The organism is Halobacterium sp. KA-4 (assembly GCF_021028995.1).
Taxonomy (GTDB): domain Archaea; phylum Halobacteriota; class Halobacteria; order Halobacteriales; family Halobacteriaceae; genus Halobacterium.
In genome coordinates this window covers 140022-155593 of the sequence record NZ_JAJJZG010000003.1, presented here as the reverse complement: position 1 = coordinate 155593, position 15572 = coordinate 140022, and the positions used below count along the sequence as shown (strand labels likewise).

Genomic DNA, 15572 nt, shown 5'->3' with positions numbered 1-15572 from the left:
GGTCGCGGACTACTCCTCGTTGCGCGTGACTTCGTAGGAGAACTGCATCGCGTTCTCCGGCATGATCTTCACCGACCACGCTCCCGCGTCGGGGTCGTCGAGTCGGTACCGGAATGTCTGGTGTTCGCCGCTGTCGGCGTACGTTCCATCAGTTGTCGCCTGCCGGCGGGACGATCCGAGGTCGACGGTGCCGCGGTTCGTCACGCTGACGCGCTCGGCTGCGACCTCCGTGCCGTTCGGCGAGACGAACGTCACGTCGAAGCTCGCCGGCTCACTGTCCGCGCTCCGGTAGCGGCTCGCGGACAGGTCGAGGGTCACGTTCTCGGTGGCGTCGCTCACTTCGAACGACGTCTGGAAGGGCTGGTCGGGCTGCGTCCACACCTGGAAGCGGAGGCTGACGCGCTGCCAGTACGACGAACGATCGGGGCGCGCCGGGTCTTTCAGCCCGAGGTCGAGTTCGGCGCGGTAGTCGCCGCGGTCGGCGTCACTCGGCGGCGTGACGGTGACTTCGATGGTCGCCGTCTCTCCCGGGGAAATCTCGTTGGGCGCGTCGATTTCCACCCACGAGCGTTCGAGCGTGTCGCGGGCGGCGTGGGGCCGGTAGCGGTCCTCGGTGACGAGTTCGGGGCTCACCGGGACGGCCTGGTCGCCGGTGTTCTCCACGACGAATTCGCGGGTGAACGAGTCGCCGGCCTGCACCTGCGAGTGCATGTACGTGTCCGAGACGACGCGCACGGTGGGCTCCTGCCAGACTTCGACGTTCAGGGAGATGCCGTTGGCGGGCTGCGCGGGGCGACCGGGGTAGGAAATCGTCTCGTTCGTGAGCGCGATTGCCCCGGCGTACCGGTTGAGTTCGGCGTCCTCGGAGACGGAGACGGTGACGTTGAACTCGCGCTCCTCACCGGCGTCGAGCTGGAGGTCGGAGGTGCCGATGGAGACCCACGACTCCTCGACGGGGCGCTCGCCGCGCGGCGGCACGAACAGGTGCGGAGAGAGTGTCACACCCTCGTCTTCGCCGTTCTCGACGGTTATCGTGACGGTCTTGCTCTCGCCGGGTTTGAGGCGGAGGTTGCGATACTGTTCGTCGACGTACAGTCGCGTGTAGTTCGTCTCGCCGTCCGACTGCTGGACTGCGTCCGCGTCAGTGTCGGCGGTCGCGGGCGAGTCGGCGGCGGGGCTATTCGGCTGAGCGAGTGCCGTGGCGCCCGCTGCCGAGACGACGAGGGCGGCAGCGATGGCGACGGCGGTAATCGTTCGCGCGTTCATGTGTACCTGCCAGTCCCGGCAGCGCTGTCGCTATGTCGCGGTACCAATCAGGGGCTCGCGGGGACCAGCGTCGGGACTGTCGGATGGTCGACTATTAGTAGTTCGGTTAGGTCAAACGCCGATAGAACCGCCGACAGACTCTTGTGGGTGCGACGGCCGTCCGACGTTAGGCTTCCGAGGGGCGCGGACAGTCGTAGGTGTCGCGGACGGTGTCGGCGAGAATTGAGTCCTTGTGCAGGACGAGGTAGACGACGACGAAGTCGTGTTCGAGCGGCCGGAAGACGAACACCTCGTGCTCGCAGTCCTCCTCCTCGTTCAGGCGGTCGATGAGCGGCTCAAGTGGGAGCGCCCCGGTCTGTATCTCCTCGAAGACGTCGCGCTCGCCGGGCTGTTCGGCGAACGCGTACACCGCGCCGTTGGGTTCACCGTCCGCGCTGAACGTCGGCCGGCCCTGTACGCCCGCGCCCTCCTGGTGGGCTTGCTCCATCGTGTCGAGGGCGGCCTCGAACAGGCCCGAGACGGCGTCGGCGTACGTGAACAGCGTGCGCTTGCGGACGTCGAGTTCGGCGAAGCGCGCGTCGCCGTCGTCCCACGAGAGCGTCGCGTCGACGAGGTAGCCGGGTCGGAGCGCGTCGACTGCGAGGTCATCGTAGCCGTCGGCGGCGACGCGGACTGGCTCGTGGTCGGCCCGGTCGAGCAGCAGGAGGTCGTCGGCGTGCTCGGGGGCGGCGCCGAGCACGCGGAACGTGCTCTCCGTCGTAGTCTCCATGCGCCGAGATTGCGCGCGAGAAGGGATAAGGCCGTCCGTCTCCGCGCACAGTAACGTCGTGGCTGTGCCCCTGACCGCCGGCACCGGCTCGTTGTGTCGAGAAGAGATAAGAATCGACGAACCGGAATACGTTTCCTGTTGTTCGTGGCCGAACGATTCACTCAGTCCGCGGAGACGCGGCCCGCGTCGTCGGCGGCGTCCGCACAGCGGCGCTCCGTGTCCACGACGCGGAGGTCGCCGTCGAGCGTGACGTCCATTGCCTCGCCGTCCAGCACTATCGTCACCGTCACGCGCGTCGGGTCGGCGTCGTACGTCGTCGACGCGTCGGTCACGCACCACGGGAGCGTCCAGTGCTTGCGCGTGTCGAGTTCGACGCCGTGGTCGGCGTGGAACGCCACCACGTTGGAGTTGTCCAAAAGCGACAGTCCGACCGGCGAGGAGATGGTGTGCTGGCACTGCACGCACGTGTGGTCGACGCGCACGTCCAGCCCGAGCAGGTCGTCGTCGTCGGGGACGACGGCGGTGTCCACGCGCCCGCCACACTCCGGGCAGACGCCGTCGGCGGCGAGGCAGTGGAGGTGGCGCACGCGCTGGTCAAACGCCGCCTCGATTTCGGTCGTCGAGCGGTCGCGGAGCCCGCCCGGCGGGAACGCGTACCGGCCGTAGACACTCCCGCAGTCCGTACACCGGACGGTGAGGCGCTCGTCGGCGTACGCGGCTTCGAGCGAGCCACCGCAGTCGAAGCAGTCGCCGGTTACCGGGAACTCCAGTTCGACGCGCTCGGTGAACGTCCCTGCGAGGATGGCGCGGACGACCTTCTCGCCGGCGTACTGGAACTCGTAGCCGCCCTCAACCTGCCGCACGAAGTGGTCGGTGAGCTTCGAGAGGTGGTAGTTGAACTGCGCGCTGTCTTTCATCCCGACGCGCTTGCGGAGGTCCGAGAACGCGACGGGGTGGTCGGGCGCGAGCCACAGCTCCTGCAGGATGGTGATTCGGGTCTCGTTCCCGAGCAACGCGAACGCCTCGGCGGGCGGCAGGCTGTCGTCGAGGCTGCCGTCTGGGTCGAGGGGCGCGCCGTCGAGAGGCGTGTCGGAGCCGCTCATGCGCGGACATACACGGACACGAGGCATAAGCCCTCGCAAAAATTCGATTATGTAACTTACGCGAGAGGAGTCGACGACACAACAGCGGCCGCCGTCGCGAACACGCCGAGGGCGAACAGTCCGACGTTCCAGACGGTGCTGTCGGCGGGGGTCAGCCCCAGCGAGTAGCGCTTGCTCGACACCGGCCAGAGCGCGGCGACGCCCATCGGCGTGAGCGCGTCCGCCAGCAGGTGCGCGAGAATTGCGAATGCCGCGAACCCACCCGCACCCACAGTAACCTCGACTGCCTGGTCGGGTGCGAGCGCGAGCCCGGCCGGACCAGTGAGGAGCCACGCTGCGCCACCGACGAGGGCGCCGACGACGCCAGCGAACAGCAGCGTGTGCGTGACGCCGCGGTGCGAAATCAGCGGGACGTCGTGGTCGGCGTCGGGCAGCGGCGTCAGCGCGAGCACGAGCGCCAGCCCCGCCCCGGCCGCGACGACGCGGCCCAGCGAGCCCAGTACGTACAGGACGGGTGCGTACGCGAGCAACGCGACGCCGTAGTGGCCACTCCGGTACACAGCCTATCGTCGGCTTCGAGCAAGTAGAGGGTTCCGAGAGCGACTCAGGGCTGGCGCACGAGCAACACCGCGCCGACGACGAACGCCAGCAGGTACGCGGGGTGGCCCTGCGCGTACGCTATCGCCTCCGGCAGCGCCGCGCTCACGTCACCCGTCGCGACCGCGGTGTCCAGCGTCTGGCCGGGTGCCTGCGCCCACAGCGCGAAGTGCGCTATCGCTGCCACGCCGAACACCACACCGACTAACTGGTACGCTCGGTCCGCCAGAGCGTTCCCGAGAGCCTCCGTAATTCCCATACGCGAGTGGAGGCGCCGCCACTAGAAAAACCGTCCGTAGTCGAGCGACTCGCTATTCGGACTTCGGATGCGTGCGTACACACAGCGGTCGCTACGTCGTGTAGCGTCTCAAAAAATTGGAACGTCGGCCGTCACTGAAAGCGACGGCGGATAGGACTTAGTTGCGGACGAGGTTCGTCGCGCGCGGGCCCTTCGGGGAGGACTCGATGTCGAACTCGACTTCCTGACCCTCTTCGAGGTCGGGACCGCCGATGTCCTCCATGTGGAAGAACACGTCCTCGTCGTCGTCCACGTCGTCGCTGTCAGTCGAAATGAAACCGTAGCCGCCAGTGTCGTTGAAGAAGTCAACCTTGCCTTCTGCCATTACAAACAATCGTAGGGCCGCTTCGGGGATAACGCTTCCGAGAGTCGAGTTACCACGGACCTTCGGGGGTGTTCGTCGCCGATTCCAGCCGGCCAGCGTCCCACTCGACTACTGTTAAGGGCGTCCACGAGCGAGTTCCCGGCATGTCAGCGTTCCAAGCGCGCACCCGCGAGTGCCAGCAGCGACTCCGGGAGCGCGGCGCTAGCGGCGTCGTCCTGTTCCCGAGCCCGAATCTCTACTATCTCGGTGGGTTCCGCGAGGAGCCCGGCGAGCGCCACCTCTTCCTGTTCGTGCCCGCGGCGGGCGACCCGGCGTTCGTCGCACCCGAACTGTACGGCGAACAGCTCCGGGAGGCGACGTGGGTCGAGGATGTCCGGCTGTGGACTGACGTCGAGGATCCGACCGAGTTGGTCGCCGAGACCGCTAGCGACCTCGGGATGACCGACGGCGAACTGCTCGTGGATCCGACAATGTGGGCGCGCTTCACGCAGAACCTCCGCGCGACGCTCCCGGACGCGACGTGGGGGCTGGCGGACGAGGTGCTCGGGCCGCTGCGCGTGCAGAAGGACGACGCCGAGTTGGACGCGCTCTGGCGCGCCGCGGACGCCGCCGACGCCGCGATGGAAGATGTCCGCGACCTCGGCACGGACGCGATTGGAATAACGGAGCGGGAACTCGCGACGTTCGTTGAGGACCGTCTCGTCGCGCACGGTGGCGACGGCACCTCCTTTAAGACCATCGTCGGGAGCGGGCCGAACGGCGCGAAACCACACCACCACCGCTCCGAGCGCGAAGTCGAACGCGGCGACCCCGTCGTGTTGGACTTCGGGACGCGCGTCGACGGCTACCCCAGCGACCAGACGCGCACAGTCGTGTTCATGGGCGACCCGCCGGCCGAATTCGAGCGCGTCCACGACGTCGTCCGCGAAGCACAGCAGGCTGCGGTCGAAGCGGTCGAACCGGGCGTCCCCGCGGAGGACGTGGACGCCGCCGCGCGCGAGGTCATCGAAGAGGCGGGCTACGGCGAGGCGTTCGTCCACCGCACGGGCCACGGTGTGGGACTCGACGTCCACGAGGAGCCGTACATCGTCGGCGGCAACGACCGGCCGCTGGCAGAGGGTATGGTGTTCTCGATAGAGCCCGGCGTCTACCTCGACGGCGAGTTCGGCGTGCGCGTCGAGGACCTCGTGGTCGTCACCGCGGACGGCTGCGAGCGCCTCAACGACACGCCGCGCGGCTGGCAGGCGTAGCGCGGCGAGCGACCCACGACGTTCGGCCCGGTCTGTATTTCGTTCCGAAATAGTTGCGTTTTTGTCCGGCCCACGCCGAGCACGAGGTAGTCGTGGTCCCGAACCCGTTCAGTCGGCTCCTCCGCGAAATCGGGCTGGCACTGGCGCGCCTCGGGCTCATCTCCGAGGAGCGCGCGCGCCGGACCTCGGACCTCGCGTGGCCGCGCATCGTCACCGGCGTCGCGCGCATGTCCAAGAGCGCCGCGGACGTCGCTATGGTGGGCGTCGTCCTCGGCAGCTCCGCCATCGCCGGCGTCGGGTTCGCCGGCCCGTTCTGGGGCGCCGCGTTCAGCCTCGGCGGCGGGCTCGCGGCGGGGACCATCGCGCTCGTCTCCCAGCGCTTCAGCGCCGAAGCCTACGACGAACTCGGGCAAGCCATCCGCTCGAGCACGCTGCTCGTGTTCGCGACGACGCTCCCGGTCGCCGCGCTGTTCTACCTCTTCCCCGTCGAACTCATCGACCTGCTGACCGACGACCCCGCGGCCGTCACGTACGGCGCAGATTACCTCCGCGTGCTCGCGTTCGGCGTCCCGTTCGCCGGCCTCAACCTCGTCGGGAGCCGCTCGCTCATCGGTGCCGACGACGCGTGGACCGCGATGGTGTTGCGCGCAGGCGGCGCCGTCGTCAACATCGGCCTCAACGCCGTGTTCATCTTCGCGCTCGGCTGGGGCGTCGAGGGCGCGGCGCTCGGCACCGTCGTCAGCAACGTCGTCATCGTCGCGGCGTTCGTCGTCGGCATCACGCGCGGCCGCCTCCCGCTCGTCGGCGCGTTCCCCGTCACCGTCTCCCCGTTCGGCGGCTACTGGGACCGCGAAACGTGCCGCGACGTCGTCACTATTGGCCTGCCGGTCGTGGGCCGGAACTCCGTCTGGACGGGCGCGCGCTTCCCCCTGCTGGCGTTCGTCGGCCTGCTCGGATCCGAGGTTGTCGCCGCGTACGTCGTCACGCGGCGCATCTGGGGTATCATGAACGCGCCCGGCTGGGGGTTCGGCCTCGCCGCGTCCAGCCTTGTCGGTCAGGAACTCGGCCGCGGCGACGAGTCCACCGCGGAAGCCTACGGCCGTGAAATCGTCGTGTTTTCCGTCGCCACGTACGCGCTGTTCGCCGCGCTCGTCGCCATCTTTGCCCGGGACATCGTCGTGCTGTTCGTCGAGGACCCGACGTCCGCGAGCGTCCCCATCGCAGTCGGGATGGTGTACGCAGCCGCGCTCGCCATCGTTCCACAGGGCGTCACGAGCGCCGTCGCGGGGGCGCTTGACGCCACGGGCGACACTCGCTGGCCGTTCTACAGCCGCGTCTTCGGCATGTTTGGGCTCGCGATTCCGCTGGTCTACCTCGGCGCGACGACCTCGCTGGGGCTTCTCGGCGTCTACCTCGCGTTCTTCGCGGAGACGGTCGCGCCCGCGGTCATCAACTACTACCGCTTCGCCACGGGGAAGTGGAAGGCCATCAGCCGGGGCTATCGGCCGGAAGCCGCGACCGACGACTGAGAAGGGAAGCCGTGGGGGGGAGTTGAACCCCCGACCGGTCGATTACAAATCGACTGCTCTGGCCACTGAGCTACCACGGCGCGCGTCGCCACCTCAACGTACAGCCAACGACGAAATAACCCCTTTGATACCCGCCGGCTTCGCCGCCCGACTTCGGGACGGGCCACACGTGGCCTCCCGGGGCCGGCGACGAGCTTTTTGTGTGTGCCGAGCGAGCAGCCGATAATGCACCGGAGTGGTCGCGCGTGAGTCTGTCCGTGTCCAGCCCCGTGTTCGACGACGGCGACCGGATTCCCGAGCAGTACGGCCACGACGCCGCGAACGTCAACCCGCCGCTGTCGATTTCGGGGGTGCCCGACGACGCGGTATCGCTGGCACTCGTCATGGACGACCCGGACGCCCGGAAGCCCGCCGGAAAAATCTGGGACCACTGGACGGTGTGGAATGTCCCGCCGAGTGTTGAGGAGATTCCCGAGAACTGGGACGCAAGCGCCGACGGCACGACCGAGGGGACGAATGACTTCGACGAGCGCGGCTACGGCGGGCCGGCCCCGCCGGACCGCGAGCACACATACCAATTCAAACTGTACGCGCTCGACACCGAACTCGACCTGCCCGAGTCGGCGGGCCGGGAGGAGGTCGAAGCCGCAGTCGAGGGTCACGTCCTCGACGACGCGCTCCTCGAAGGTACGTACGCTCCCTGACGCGTGAGCGCCCGCGAAGAGTACGGCATTTACGCCAGCACTACTTTTTCCGGGTATGGACGCGCCGCTCGCCGTCGACATCGACGGGACGTTGAGTCGCCCGGACCGGTCCATCGACAGCCGTGTGCTGGACGTGCTCCGGGAGTGGGAGGCGCCGGTCGTGATTGCGACGGGGAAGGCGCTGCCGTACCCGGTCGCTCTCTCTCAGTTCGTCGGCGTCGAAGAACGCGTCATTGCGGAGAATGGTGGCGTCGCGTACGTGAACGACGAACTGTTCTACTTCGGCGACAGGGACGCCGCCGCGGACGTCCGCGAGGCGTTCGCGGATGCGGGCTTCGACCTCGGTTGGGGGGAGTCAGACCTCGTGAACCGCTGGCGGGAGACCGAATTGGCGGTGAACCGCGAGCGCCCGCTTGACGTGCTCACGGACCTCGCCGACGAGCACGGCCTGAGCGTCGTGGACACGGGGTTCGCGTACCACGTGAAGGCCACCGAGCCGAGCAAGGGCGCGGCGCTGGAGGTCGTCGCCACGGAACTCGGCTACGAGCCCGAGGACTTCGCCGCTGTCGGGGACTCCGCGAACGACGTGGAACTGTTCGACGTGGCCGGTGAGTCCTACGCCGTGGCGAACGCCGACGACGCCGCGCGCGACGCCGCAGATGCGGTGCTCGACGAGTCGTACGCCGACGGGTTCCTCGCGGCGACGCGACGCATCCGTGCCGAGTAGCGAATCGGGGAACCGTTTAGTGGCGCCACACGAACCACGTGACATGGACTTGGCCGCGCGGCTCGCGGACGCCCCCTCTCCGACGATGACGATGCTGCCGGACGGGAGCGTCGACCGGCGGTTCGGCGTGCTCGACCGCGGGCACGCCACCGAGAGCCGCAGCGTGTTCGTCGAGCAGTTGTCGGGCGGACAGCGCTCGTTCGTCACCGAGCACCGCGGCGTCGAACCCGGCGGACAGGCTGTGAACGCGGCGATACAGGGCCGCGAATTGGGCGCGGACGTCGAACTGTACGGCCACCTCGACCACGAGGTGTTCGGGGTGCTCGACGCGGACGCCCACTCGATGGGCGCGCCCGCGTCCGTGAACGTCTACGAGTTCGAGGACTCCGCGATGATGTTGACCACGGAGTCGACGGACATCCGCACGTGGACGTACGACGACCTCGTCGCCGCGGGCGGGGACGCAGCGCTGGACGCGGACGCGGTTGTCTGGACGAACTGGTCGTCGCTGGCGAACTCAACGGACGCGCTCCACCGCGCAGCCGACCGCCCTGGCGAGGGCGGCGTGCTCGTGCTTGACCCGGGCGGCGTCGCGGTGCGGACGCCAGCCGAGCGCGCGGGATTCGTGGACGCGCTGGGCGCGCTCGCGGACCGCTACGACGTAATCGTGAGCTCGAACGACGAGGAACTCGAGTCGCTGGCGTCGGCAGTCGGCGTCAAGGGAAGCGTCGTCGAGGAAGCCCGCGATCTCCGTGAATTCGCGGGCATCACGGGGGTCGTGATGCACGGCGAAGAGCGCGCGGTCGCCGCCACGCGTGAGGACGTCGTCGACGTGCCGAACTTCGAGACGGCGGACGTCTCCCGGTTCACGGGCGGTGGCGACCGTTTTTCGGCGGCGCTCGGCTTCGCGCGGGCTTGCGAGTGGGGGTGGGAGCCGTCGCTGTGGCTCGCGAACGCGTGTGCGTCGTACTACGTCGGCACGGGACTGACCGGTGACCGCGCCGCCATCGCGGAGTACACTAACGAGGCGGCGATGCTCGCGGGCGACAAGAGCCACAACGATTAACCGTCAACCTATAGATAGGATTATCGATGAGCGGCGACGCAGGGCGCTCCGCTAGCGACCCAGACACTGGCGAGGCCCGGGCTGGGACGACGCTCATTCTCGGCGAAACTAGTCACGACGACGCCTGTCGCCGGCTCGCCGACCAGAGTGCCGACGACGCGCATCGCGTCCGCGCGACCGCCGACGCAGAGTCGGGGCAGTGCTGCACGAGTGTGGACCACCTGTACAACACGGGCGTCTACGACGACCTCGCGCTCTCGGAGGCTGGCATCGTCGTCTCGGACACGATTGCGAACCTCGACGCCGACGTTCCGGAGTCGAACCGGCTTATCGTCTGCGTGGACGGGCTGCCGCGGCCGACGGACGAGACCGGCCGCCAGCAGCTCGTCCAGTTCCTCCTCGCCGTCACGCACCGCGTCGGCACCGCGAACGGCCGCTGTCACGCCCACCTCGCCGTTGACGCCGACGACGACCTCGCCGAAGTCGTCGAACCACTGTTCGAGACGGTCGTCGACGCCAGTTCCTAGTCGTCCGCCGCGAGATCGTCGGCGTGGTCGTGCTCCTTGAACTCCGCACTCTCGGGCACGTCACTGGTGTCGTGGACGCCGACCGGCGGGAGGTTCACGTCGGCAGCGGGCGACGCTCCGAGATCGGTCTCGCTGTCGATGCCCTCCATCTCGCCGTCGGCGTCGCGGGCGTCCTGGTCGATGCGCATCGAACAGAACTCCACGCCACACATCGAGCAGAACCGCGCGTCCTCGTAGTTGTCGCCGGGGAGCGTCTGATCGTGGTAGTCGCGGGCGCGCTCGGGGTCGAGCGCGAGGTCGAACTGCCGCGACCAGTCGAACTCGTACCGCGCCTCCGAGAGCGCGTCGTCCCAGTCACGAGCACCCGGGAGGCCGGCGGCGACGTCGCCGGCGTGCGCGGCGATGCGGTAGGCGGCCATCCCCTCGCGGACGTCCTCAGTGTCCGGAAGGCCGAGATGTTCTTTCGGCGTGACGTAACACAGCATCGCAGCGCCCGCCCGCGCCGCTTCGGTCGCGCCGATGGCGCTCGTAACGTGGTCATAGCCGGGCGCGACGTCCGTCACCAGCGGCCCGAGCACGTAGAACGGCGCGCCGTCGCAGACCTCCTGCTGGCGCCCGACGTTCTCCTGAATCTCGTCCATCGGGATGTGACCCGGCCCTTCGACCATCACTTGGACGCCGTGGTCCCACGCGACCTGCGTGAGGTTCCCGAGCGTCTCCAGTTCCGCGAACTGGGCGTCGTCACTGGCGTCCGCCAGCGACCCTGGGCGGAGGCCGTCGCCCAGCGAGAACGTCACGTCGTGCTCGCGGAATATCTCGCAGATGTCCTCGAAGTGCGTGAACAGCGGATTCTGCGCGCCGTTCTCCTCCATCCACTGCGCAAGAATCGACCCGCCGCGCGAGACGATGCCGGTAGTGCGGCCGTCGGTCAGAGGGAGGTGTTCGGCGAGCACGCCCGCGTGTATCGTCATGTAGTCGACGCCCTGCTCGGCCTGCTTCTCGATGACGTCCAGCAGGAGACTGGGCGTGATGTCGGGGACGTCGTCAACGCGCGTGACGGCCTCGTAGATTGGAACCGTGCCGACAGGTACCGGCGAGTGCTCAACCTGCATCTCGCGGATTTCGTCGAGGTTTGCGCCCGTCGATAGGTCCATCACGGTGTCCGCGCCGTAGTGGACTGCAGTGTGGAGCTTCTGGAGTTCCTCCTCGCGGCTGCTAGTGGTCTCGCTGTTCCCGATGTTGGCGTTGACTTTCGTGGCGAACTCGCGGCCGACGACCATCGGGTCAAGCGAGGCGTGTCCGTGATTGTTCGGGACGACTGCCTGCCCTTCGGCGACCTGCTGGCGGACGAACTCGGGGTCGCGGTTTTCCCGTTCGGCGACTCGTTCCATGGCGGGCGTGACCGTCCCGTCGCGGGCGTGTTCGAGCTGCGTCGGCATGAATAACTAGGTTGTAAAACTAGGTAATAAAACGTGGTGGTGGCCGAGGCTCGAGGCAGGAAAACGTCGGGAGAACTGCGTCGCCTCAGGCGTGCGGCTCGAAGACTTCCTCGTGAAGCCGGCCGGTAACCGTATCGAGAAGTGTCTCGAGGTTCTGGGTGTCGTAGCGGTTGTACTCTACGAGCTTGTCGAGGGCGGCCTCGTCGCCGTCCTCGTAGCGGTGCCAGAGCCGGACCGCCTCGCGGCCGTCGACGTCCATCCCGCCGCGGTCGATGCCGAGATCCTGCTCGACCTGCTTGAGCCCCCCGGTCAATTCGAGTCGCCGGCAGAGGTACATTAAGTCGAGGTGGGGAGCGTCCACGTTGACGTCGTAGTTGTGCTCGACGAACGGCTGGTCGAAGCGCTTCCCGTTGAACGACACCACGAGCGAGGCGTCCAGCAGTTCCGTGAGATTCTCGCTAGTGAGGTCGTCGCCGCGCACGAGCGTCTCCGTGCTCCCTCCGTGGTGGACGCTCACCGTCGTCACGTCGCTGCCGCGCTTGTCCAGGCCGGTGGTCTCGATGTCGAAGAACGCGACGTCGTCGGCGACGTTCTCGTAGAGCCGCCAGAGGGCGTTGTTCGGGAACGCATCGGCGAAGAACTGGGTGTTGCCCGTGTCGAGCGCCGCCCGGGCGTCGTCGATGAACGCGTGGACGTTCGCGGCGGTGGTCTCGCCGACGCCGGGCGCGCTCGCGTCGAAGTCGTCCCAGTGCGTGACGCCGTGCTGCCAGAGGCGTCGCTCGGTGGTCTCGCCGACGCCGGGTGCGGGGATGAAGGAGTTCTCGACGCGCATACTACTCGGTGGGTGCCTGCGGTACAAAGGCGTCGCGGTCCCGCGGTCACGGTCGTGTTCGCGTCAGTCGATCTGGCAGTTGTTGCCCGCGGCGATGCTGCCGTCCACGTTGATGCGGATGGTGACTTCGGTGAGCGTGGTTTCGGGCCCGCAGGTGAGCCGGCCGAGCATCTGCATCGGCTCGTTGCCGGTCGGCTTCCCGACCGAGTAGAAGACCATGGTGTTCCGCGGGACATTCTCGAACAGCGCGGTCGTGTTCTGCGTGCCGTTCCAACGGTACGTCCGCGACTCCACGCCGTCACCGATTGGTCGGAGGGAAACCGTTCGTGGAACGACTGTCTCCGGGATGTCCTCGATGTCGCGGGCGTCCGGGTACTCCAGTACCGTGCTGTTCACGAGTTCGACGGCGAGCCCTTTGTGGCCGGCGGGCGCGGCGCTGACTGTAACGACCGATGCATCTGCGTGATCGTCGACGACGTGCACGCGAACGTCGCTCCCGTGCACTGGGTGTTCGGTCCACGGGCGGCGCGGTGCAGCCGCTCAGTAGGACGACGACGGCGAGCACCAGTCCGATTGTGCGAGGGGTCACAGCTGCGCGTCGCGCACCAGCAATATGACACGTTGCGAGCGGAAGCCCACCCCGCACTTGTTCACCACCATAGCGGTGGTTGGGCCGATGGCCCGGCCCGCCGGCTCCCCGAGAGAACACGACGGGGAGAGACGCTCTCGTGGCAACACGAGGCGCTCTGCCGCGAGCGGATACCCCGGCAAGGGGAAAGGCACACCACGACCCCCGTTCAGGGGCCGAAGCGGAACCCGCAGACCGGAGTACCCCGAAAAGAGGGGAAATTTGCCTCCGAGTGCGGCAATCAAGCGGGATTGCCCACCGCGTGAGGAATCCCACCCCTGAAAGAGTGGGAGGAGGTCAGGATTACTTCAGTCCAGTTCTTCCCGCACGAACGTCTTGATGCCGCGCCGGAGGCGCTCACTGACCGCTTGCGAGGAGATGCCGATCTCGTCGGCGACGTCGGATAGCGACGCTTGCCGGGGGATGTCGTAGTATCCCAGTTCCGCAGCCGTCACGAGGGCCTCGCGCTGTTTCGCGGAGAGTCCGTACTCGTCGCCGAGCGCGGTCTCGGTGTCGCTGTAGACGCCGCGCAGGGTGACGTCGACGCCGCGCACTTCGACGCGCGGCTGGAACTCCGAGAGACTCTCCCGGTCCGGGAACCGGAGCCGCGCCTCCACACCGTCCGCCGTCGAGGAGACATCGAGGCGCGATGCCTCCATGCGGTCGTCGATCGGGTACAGCGACACGGGCGTCTCGCCGTTGATGGCCACCCGATAGAGCCGGCGGTCGCCGGCGTCCTCGACGAGCGTGAAGTCCGCGACCGTCGGGTCGTGCTCGGCGGCGGTTTCGAAGTCGTCGAGGTCGCCGTCGGACGCCCACACGAACAGGACGGGCTCGTCGGGGTCGGCAGCGACGGCTTGCTCGACGTCGAGTTGCACGCCGCTCTCTTCGAGCGTCGGCATCAGCGGCAGTCCCGGGTGCCGGAACGTGAATTCAGCGATGACCCCCACGTATTCACTCAGAACCCGATGACAGATACATCAAACGGTTGTTATTTCCGATGGCGAGCGTCGGCAGTAGAATAGAAGTTCCAGCGGCGCATCCATGAGCGAGACGCGTGGACGACTGCGAACAGCACCCCGTCGCACTGCGACTCAGATGAACCTCTGTCCTGCCCAGTAATGGATTTAAAACCGGTCGGTCGCGAGTAGTGTATTCGGTGACCTCCTCCTCGCCGCGAACGGCGAGGCTCCCCACGTCCGCACCGCAACGCTGGTTTGGGATATTTGCTGGTTTGTAGCCCAGTCGGCATGACTAGGCTACTGGCGGGGTCACACCGCCGTTACTCCTATTCCCGAAAGGGGACTCGGAGTTATCTTGGGTGAGACACCACAGCCCTTCGAGAGGGTGTCTCGAACGTTCTGGGCCTCGGAGTCCCGATATTGTGCATTTAGGTGGCGGCGAACCGCCTCGGTGTACGTCATGCGACGAGTTGATGCTACGTAAATAGCCGTATCGGCGTCAGCACGTGATTCGTGGAGGAATTGTCGGATTCACGCCCGTCCCCAAAACGCGGAGCGTTTTGGTGTGCGAACGAGACCCAACGCGTGTCGTCAACGCCGTAAACGGCGGGATTCCCTCCTCGAAGACAGATAGCCGGCCCGTCCCGCGAACGATCGTCGGAAGGCTTCAGTCCGTCCGGCCCGTACGCCTCCTCGTGCGTCGAATCGCGCTCGCCGTCGTCGCCGGCTCACTTGTCCAGGCTGCGCTTCTCGCGGCCGTCTCCGGGTTGCCACACCACCATCCGAGCGTCGGGACGATTGCGTTCCGCGTGCTCTCGGTCGGCGCCGTCGGCGGGTTCGTCGCGGCGGTCGCTGCCGACCACGCGCCGTTCCGCGCGGGCGCTGCGACCGGTAGCCTCGCGGGTGTCGGCGTCGGCGCGGGGTTCTGGTGGCTCGTCTTCTACGGCGACACGGTGGGCATTTTCCACCACTTCCACTACGCGCTCGTGACGACGACCGCGCTCGTTGACCTTCTCACGGTCGTGCCGCGCCTCGTCGTCGCTGGCGGAGCGCTCGTCGTCGCCGTCGCGTTCGCCGCTGGCGGGCTCGTCGGCGGGTATGCCGCGAATCACCGACCCTGAGTCTACGTCGTGGCGCGCGACGCCACCAGTCCGAGCAGCCACGTGACCACGAACCCCGTGACGGTCGCGGCCGTCTCCCCGGCGACCGCGCGCACGCCAGTCGACACGAGCAGGTAGCACGCGCCGACAGCACCACAGGCCGCCAGCGCCCACGCGACGCCAGCGAGCCGGCTGTCGAGGCGCTCGGTCCATGAGTCCGCGTAGATGTTCGGAACCGCGACGCCAGCGGGAATCACGAGGGCGAACGCGTCCCGCTCGCCCGGCACGTGCGAGAAGACCAATGAGACACCGGCGAGCGCGACGACGACGGAGGTGGCCGTCACCGCGAAGTCGACGCTGCCGAGCCATGACCGGAACCGCGAGAGAGCGCTCATACTGCCTGATTTCGTGCTGGCGGCTTCAACGTAGCGGCGAGTCGTGCGCGGTGAG

Annotated in this window: 18 protein-coding genes and 1 tRNA gene; 7 read left to right on the top strand and 12 right to left on the bottom strand. The window is 67.6% G+C overall.

The features are described from left to right. Positions 1 to 9: 9 nt before the first annotated feature. The 6 genes from LPA44_RS04940 to LPA44_RS04915 form a co-directional block, all read right to left on the bottom strand. Positions 10 to 1266: a hypothetical protein gene (locus LPA44_RS04940; protein WP_230888485.1), complete on the bottom strand. Its 1257-nt coding sequence runs from the start codon at positions 1264 to 1266 to the stop codon at positions 10 to 12. Positions 1267 to 1432: 166 nt separating this feature from the next. Further along, positions 1433 to 2035: a DUF6663 family protein gene (locus LPA44_RS04935; protein ID WP_230888484.1), complete on the bottom strand. Its 603-nt coding sequence runs from the start codon at positions 2033 to 2035 to the stop codon at positions 1433 to 1435. A gap of 161 nt (positions 2036 to 2196) precedes the next feature. Continuing rightward, positions 2197 to 3138: a winged helix-turn-helix domain-containing protein gene (locus LPA44_RS04930; protein WP_230888483.1), complete on the bottom strand. Its 942-nt coding sequence runs from the start codon at positions 3136 to 3138 to the stop codon at positions 2197 to 2199. Between the two features lie 56 nt (positions 3139 to 3194). Continuing rightward, positions 3195 to 3698, bottom strand: a complete 504-nt coding sequence (locus LPA44_RS04925) for a metal-dependent hydrolase (protein ID WP_230888482.1) — start codon at positions 3696 to 3698, stop codon at positions 3195 to 3197. Between the two features lie 44 nt (positions 3699 to 3742). Then, a complete protein-coding gene (locus tag LPA44_RS04920) occupies positions 3743 to 3994 on the bottom strand; it encodes a hypothetical protein (protein WP_230888481.1) in 252 nt (83 codons plus the stop codon). Between the two features lie 157 nt (positions 3995 to 4151). Then, entirely contained in the window at positions 4152 to 4358 is a 207-nt protein-coding gene (locus tag LPA44_RS04915; RefSeq protein WP_230888480.1) for a cold-shock protein, read from the bottom strand. Positions 4359 to 4501: 143 nt separating this feature from the next. Between LPA44_RS04915 and LPA44_RS04910 the strand changes: the two genes are divergently transcribed. Next, positions 4502 to 5608, top strand: coding sequence for a M24 family metallopeptidase (locus LPA44_RS04910; RefSeq protein WP_230888479.1), 1107 nt, complete (start codon positions 4502 to 4504; stop codon positions 5606 to 5608). A gap of 92 nt (positions 5609 to 5700) precedes the next feature. Then, positions 5701 to 7137, top strand: a complete 1437-nt coding sequence (locus tag LPA44_RS04905; RefSeq protein WP_230888478.1) for an MATE family efflux transporter — start codon at positions 5701 to 5703, stop codon at positions 7135 to 7137. 7 nt (positions 7138 to 7144) lie between these two features. Here the strand turns inward: LPA44_RS04905 and LPA44_RS04900 are convergent. Then, positions 7145 to 7217 (bottom strand) — tRNA-Thr (locus LPA44_RS04900). A gap of 165 nt (positions 7218 to 7382) precedes the next feature. On the opposite strand from LPA44_RS04900, the gene LPA44_RS04895 reads away from it, so the two are divergent. From LPA44_RS04895 to LPA44_RS04880, 4 genes are read left to right on the top strand one after another with little or no spacing between them, the layout of a single operon-like run. Next, positions 7383 to 7841, top strand: coding sequence for a YbhB/YbcL family Raf kinase inhibitor-like protein (locus tag LPA44_RS04895; RefSeq protein WP_230888477.1), 459 nt, complete (start codon positions 7383 to 7385; stop codon positions 7839 to 7841). Between the two features lie 55 nt (positions 7842 to 7896). After that, positions 7897 to 8568 (top strand): phosphoglycolate phosphatase, encoded by a 672-nt coding sequence (locus LPA44_RS04890; RefSeq protein ID WP_230888476.1) that lies wholly within the window; start codon positions 7897 to 7899, stop codon positions 8566 to 8568. Between the two features lie 43 nt (positions 8569 to 8611). Continuing rightward, entirely contained in the window at positions 8612 to 9634 is a 1023-nt protein-coding gene (locus tag LPA44_RS04885) for a carbohydrate kinase family protein (RefSeq protein WP_230888475.1), read from the top strand. A gap of 26 nt (positions 9635 to 9660) precedes the next feature. Then, the gene (locus tag LPA44_RS04880) at positions 9661 to 10161 is read left to right on the top strand and encodes a DUF7504 family protein (RefSeq protein ID WP_230888474.1); all 501 of its coding nucleotides are present in this window, start codon (positions 9661 to 9663) and stop codon (positions 10159 to 10161) included. On the opposite strand, the gene thiC is transcribed toward LPA44_RS04880, so the two are convergent. The 4 genes from thiC to LPA44_RS04860 all read right to left on the bottom strand — a co-directional run bounded on the left by thiC (position 10158) and on the right by LPA44_RS04860 (position 14010). Next, positions 10158 to 11600: a phosphomethylpyrimidine synthase ThiC gene (thiC, locus tag LPA44_RS04875; protein WP_230888473.1), complete on the bottom strand. Its 1443-nt coding sequence runs from the start codon at positions 11598 to 11600 to the stop codon at positions 10158 to 10160. The genes LPA44_RS04880 and thiC overlap by 4 nt on opposite strands. Before the next feature lie 85 nt (positions 11601 to 11685). Then, positions 11686 to 12432, bottom strand: coding sequence for a ribonuclease H-like domain-containing protein (locus LPA44_RS04870; protein ID WP_230888472.1), 747 nt, complete (start codon positions 12430 to 12432; stop codon positions 11686 to 11688). A gap of 63 nt (positions 12433 to 12495) precedes the next feature. After that, positions 12496 to 12936 (bottom strand): hypothetical protein, encoded by a 441-nt coding sequence (locus LPA44_RS04865; RefSeq protein WP_230888471.1) that lies wholly within the window; start codon positions 12934 to 12936, stop codon positions 12496 to 12498. Between the two features lie 432 nt (positions 12937 to 13368). After that, complete coding sequence (locus tag LPA44_RS04860) at positions 13369 to 14010, bottom strand: helix-turn-helix domain-containing protein (protein ID WP_230888470.1); 642 nt, start codon at positions 14008 to 14010, stop codon at positions 13369 to 13371. Positions 14011 to 14717: 707 nt separating this feature from the next. On the opposite strand from LPA44_RS04860, the gene LPA44_RS04855 reads away from it, so the two are divergent. Next, positions 14718 to 15143: a hypothetical protein gene (locus LPA44_RS04855; RefSeq protein ID WP_230888469.1), complete on the top strand. Its 426-nt coding sequence runs from the start codon at positions 14718 to 14720 to the stop codon at positions 15141 to 15143. 2 nt (positions 15144 to 15145) lie between these two features. Here the strand turns inward: LPA44_RS04855 and LPA44_RS04850 are convergent, their stop codons facing one another. Then, entirely contained in the window at positions 15146 to 15517 is a 372-nt protein-coding gene (locus LPA44_RS04850; RefSeq protein ID WP_230888468.1) for a hypothetical protein, read from the bottom strand. Positions 15518 to 15572 lie beyond the last annotated feature (55 nt).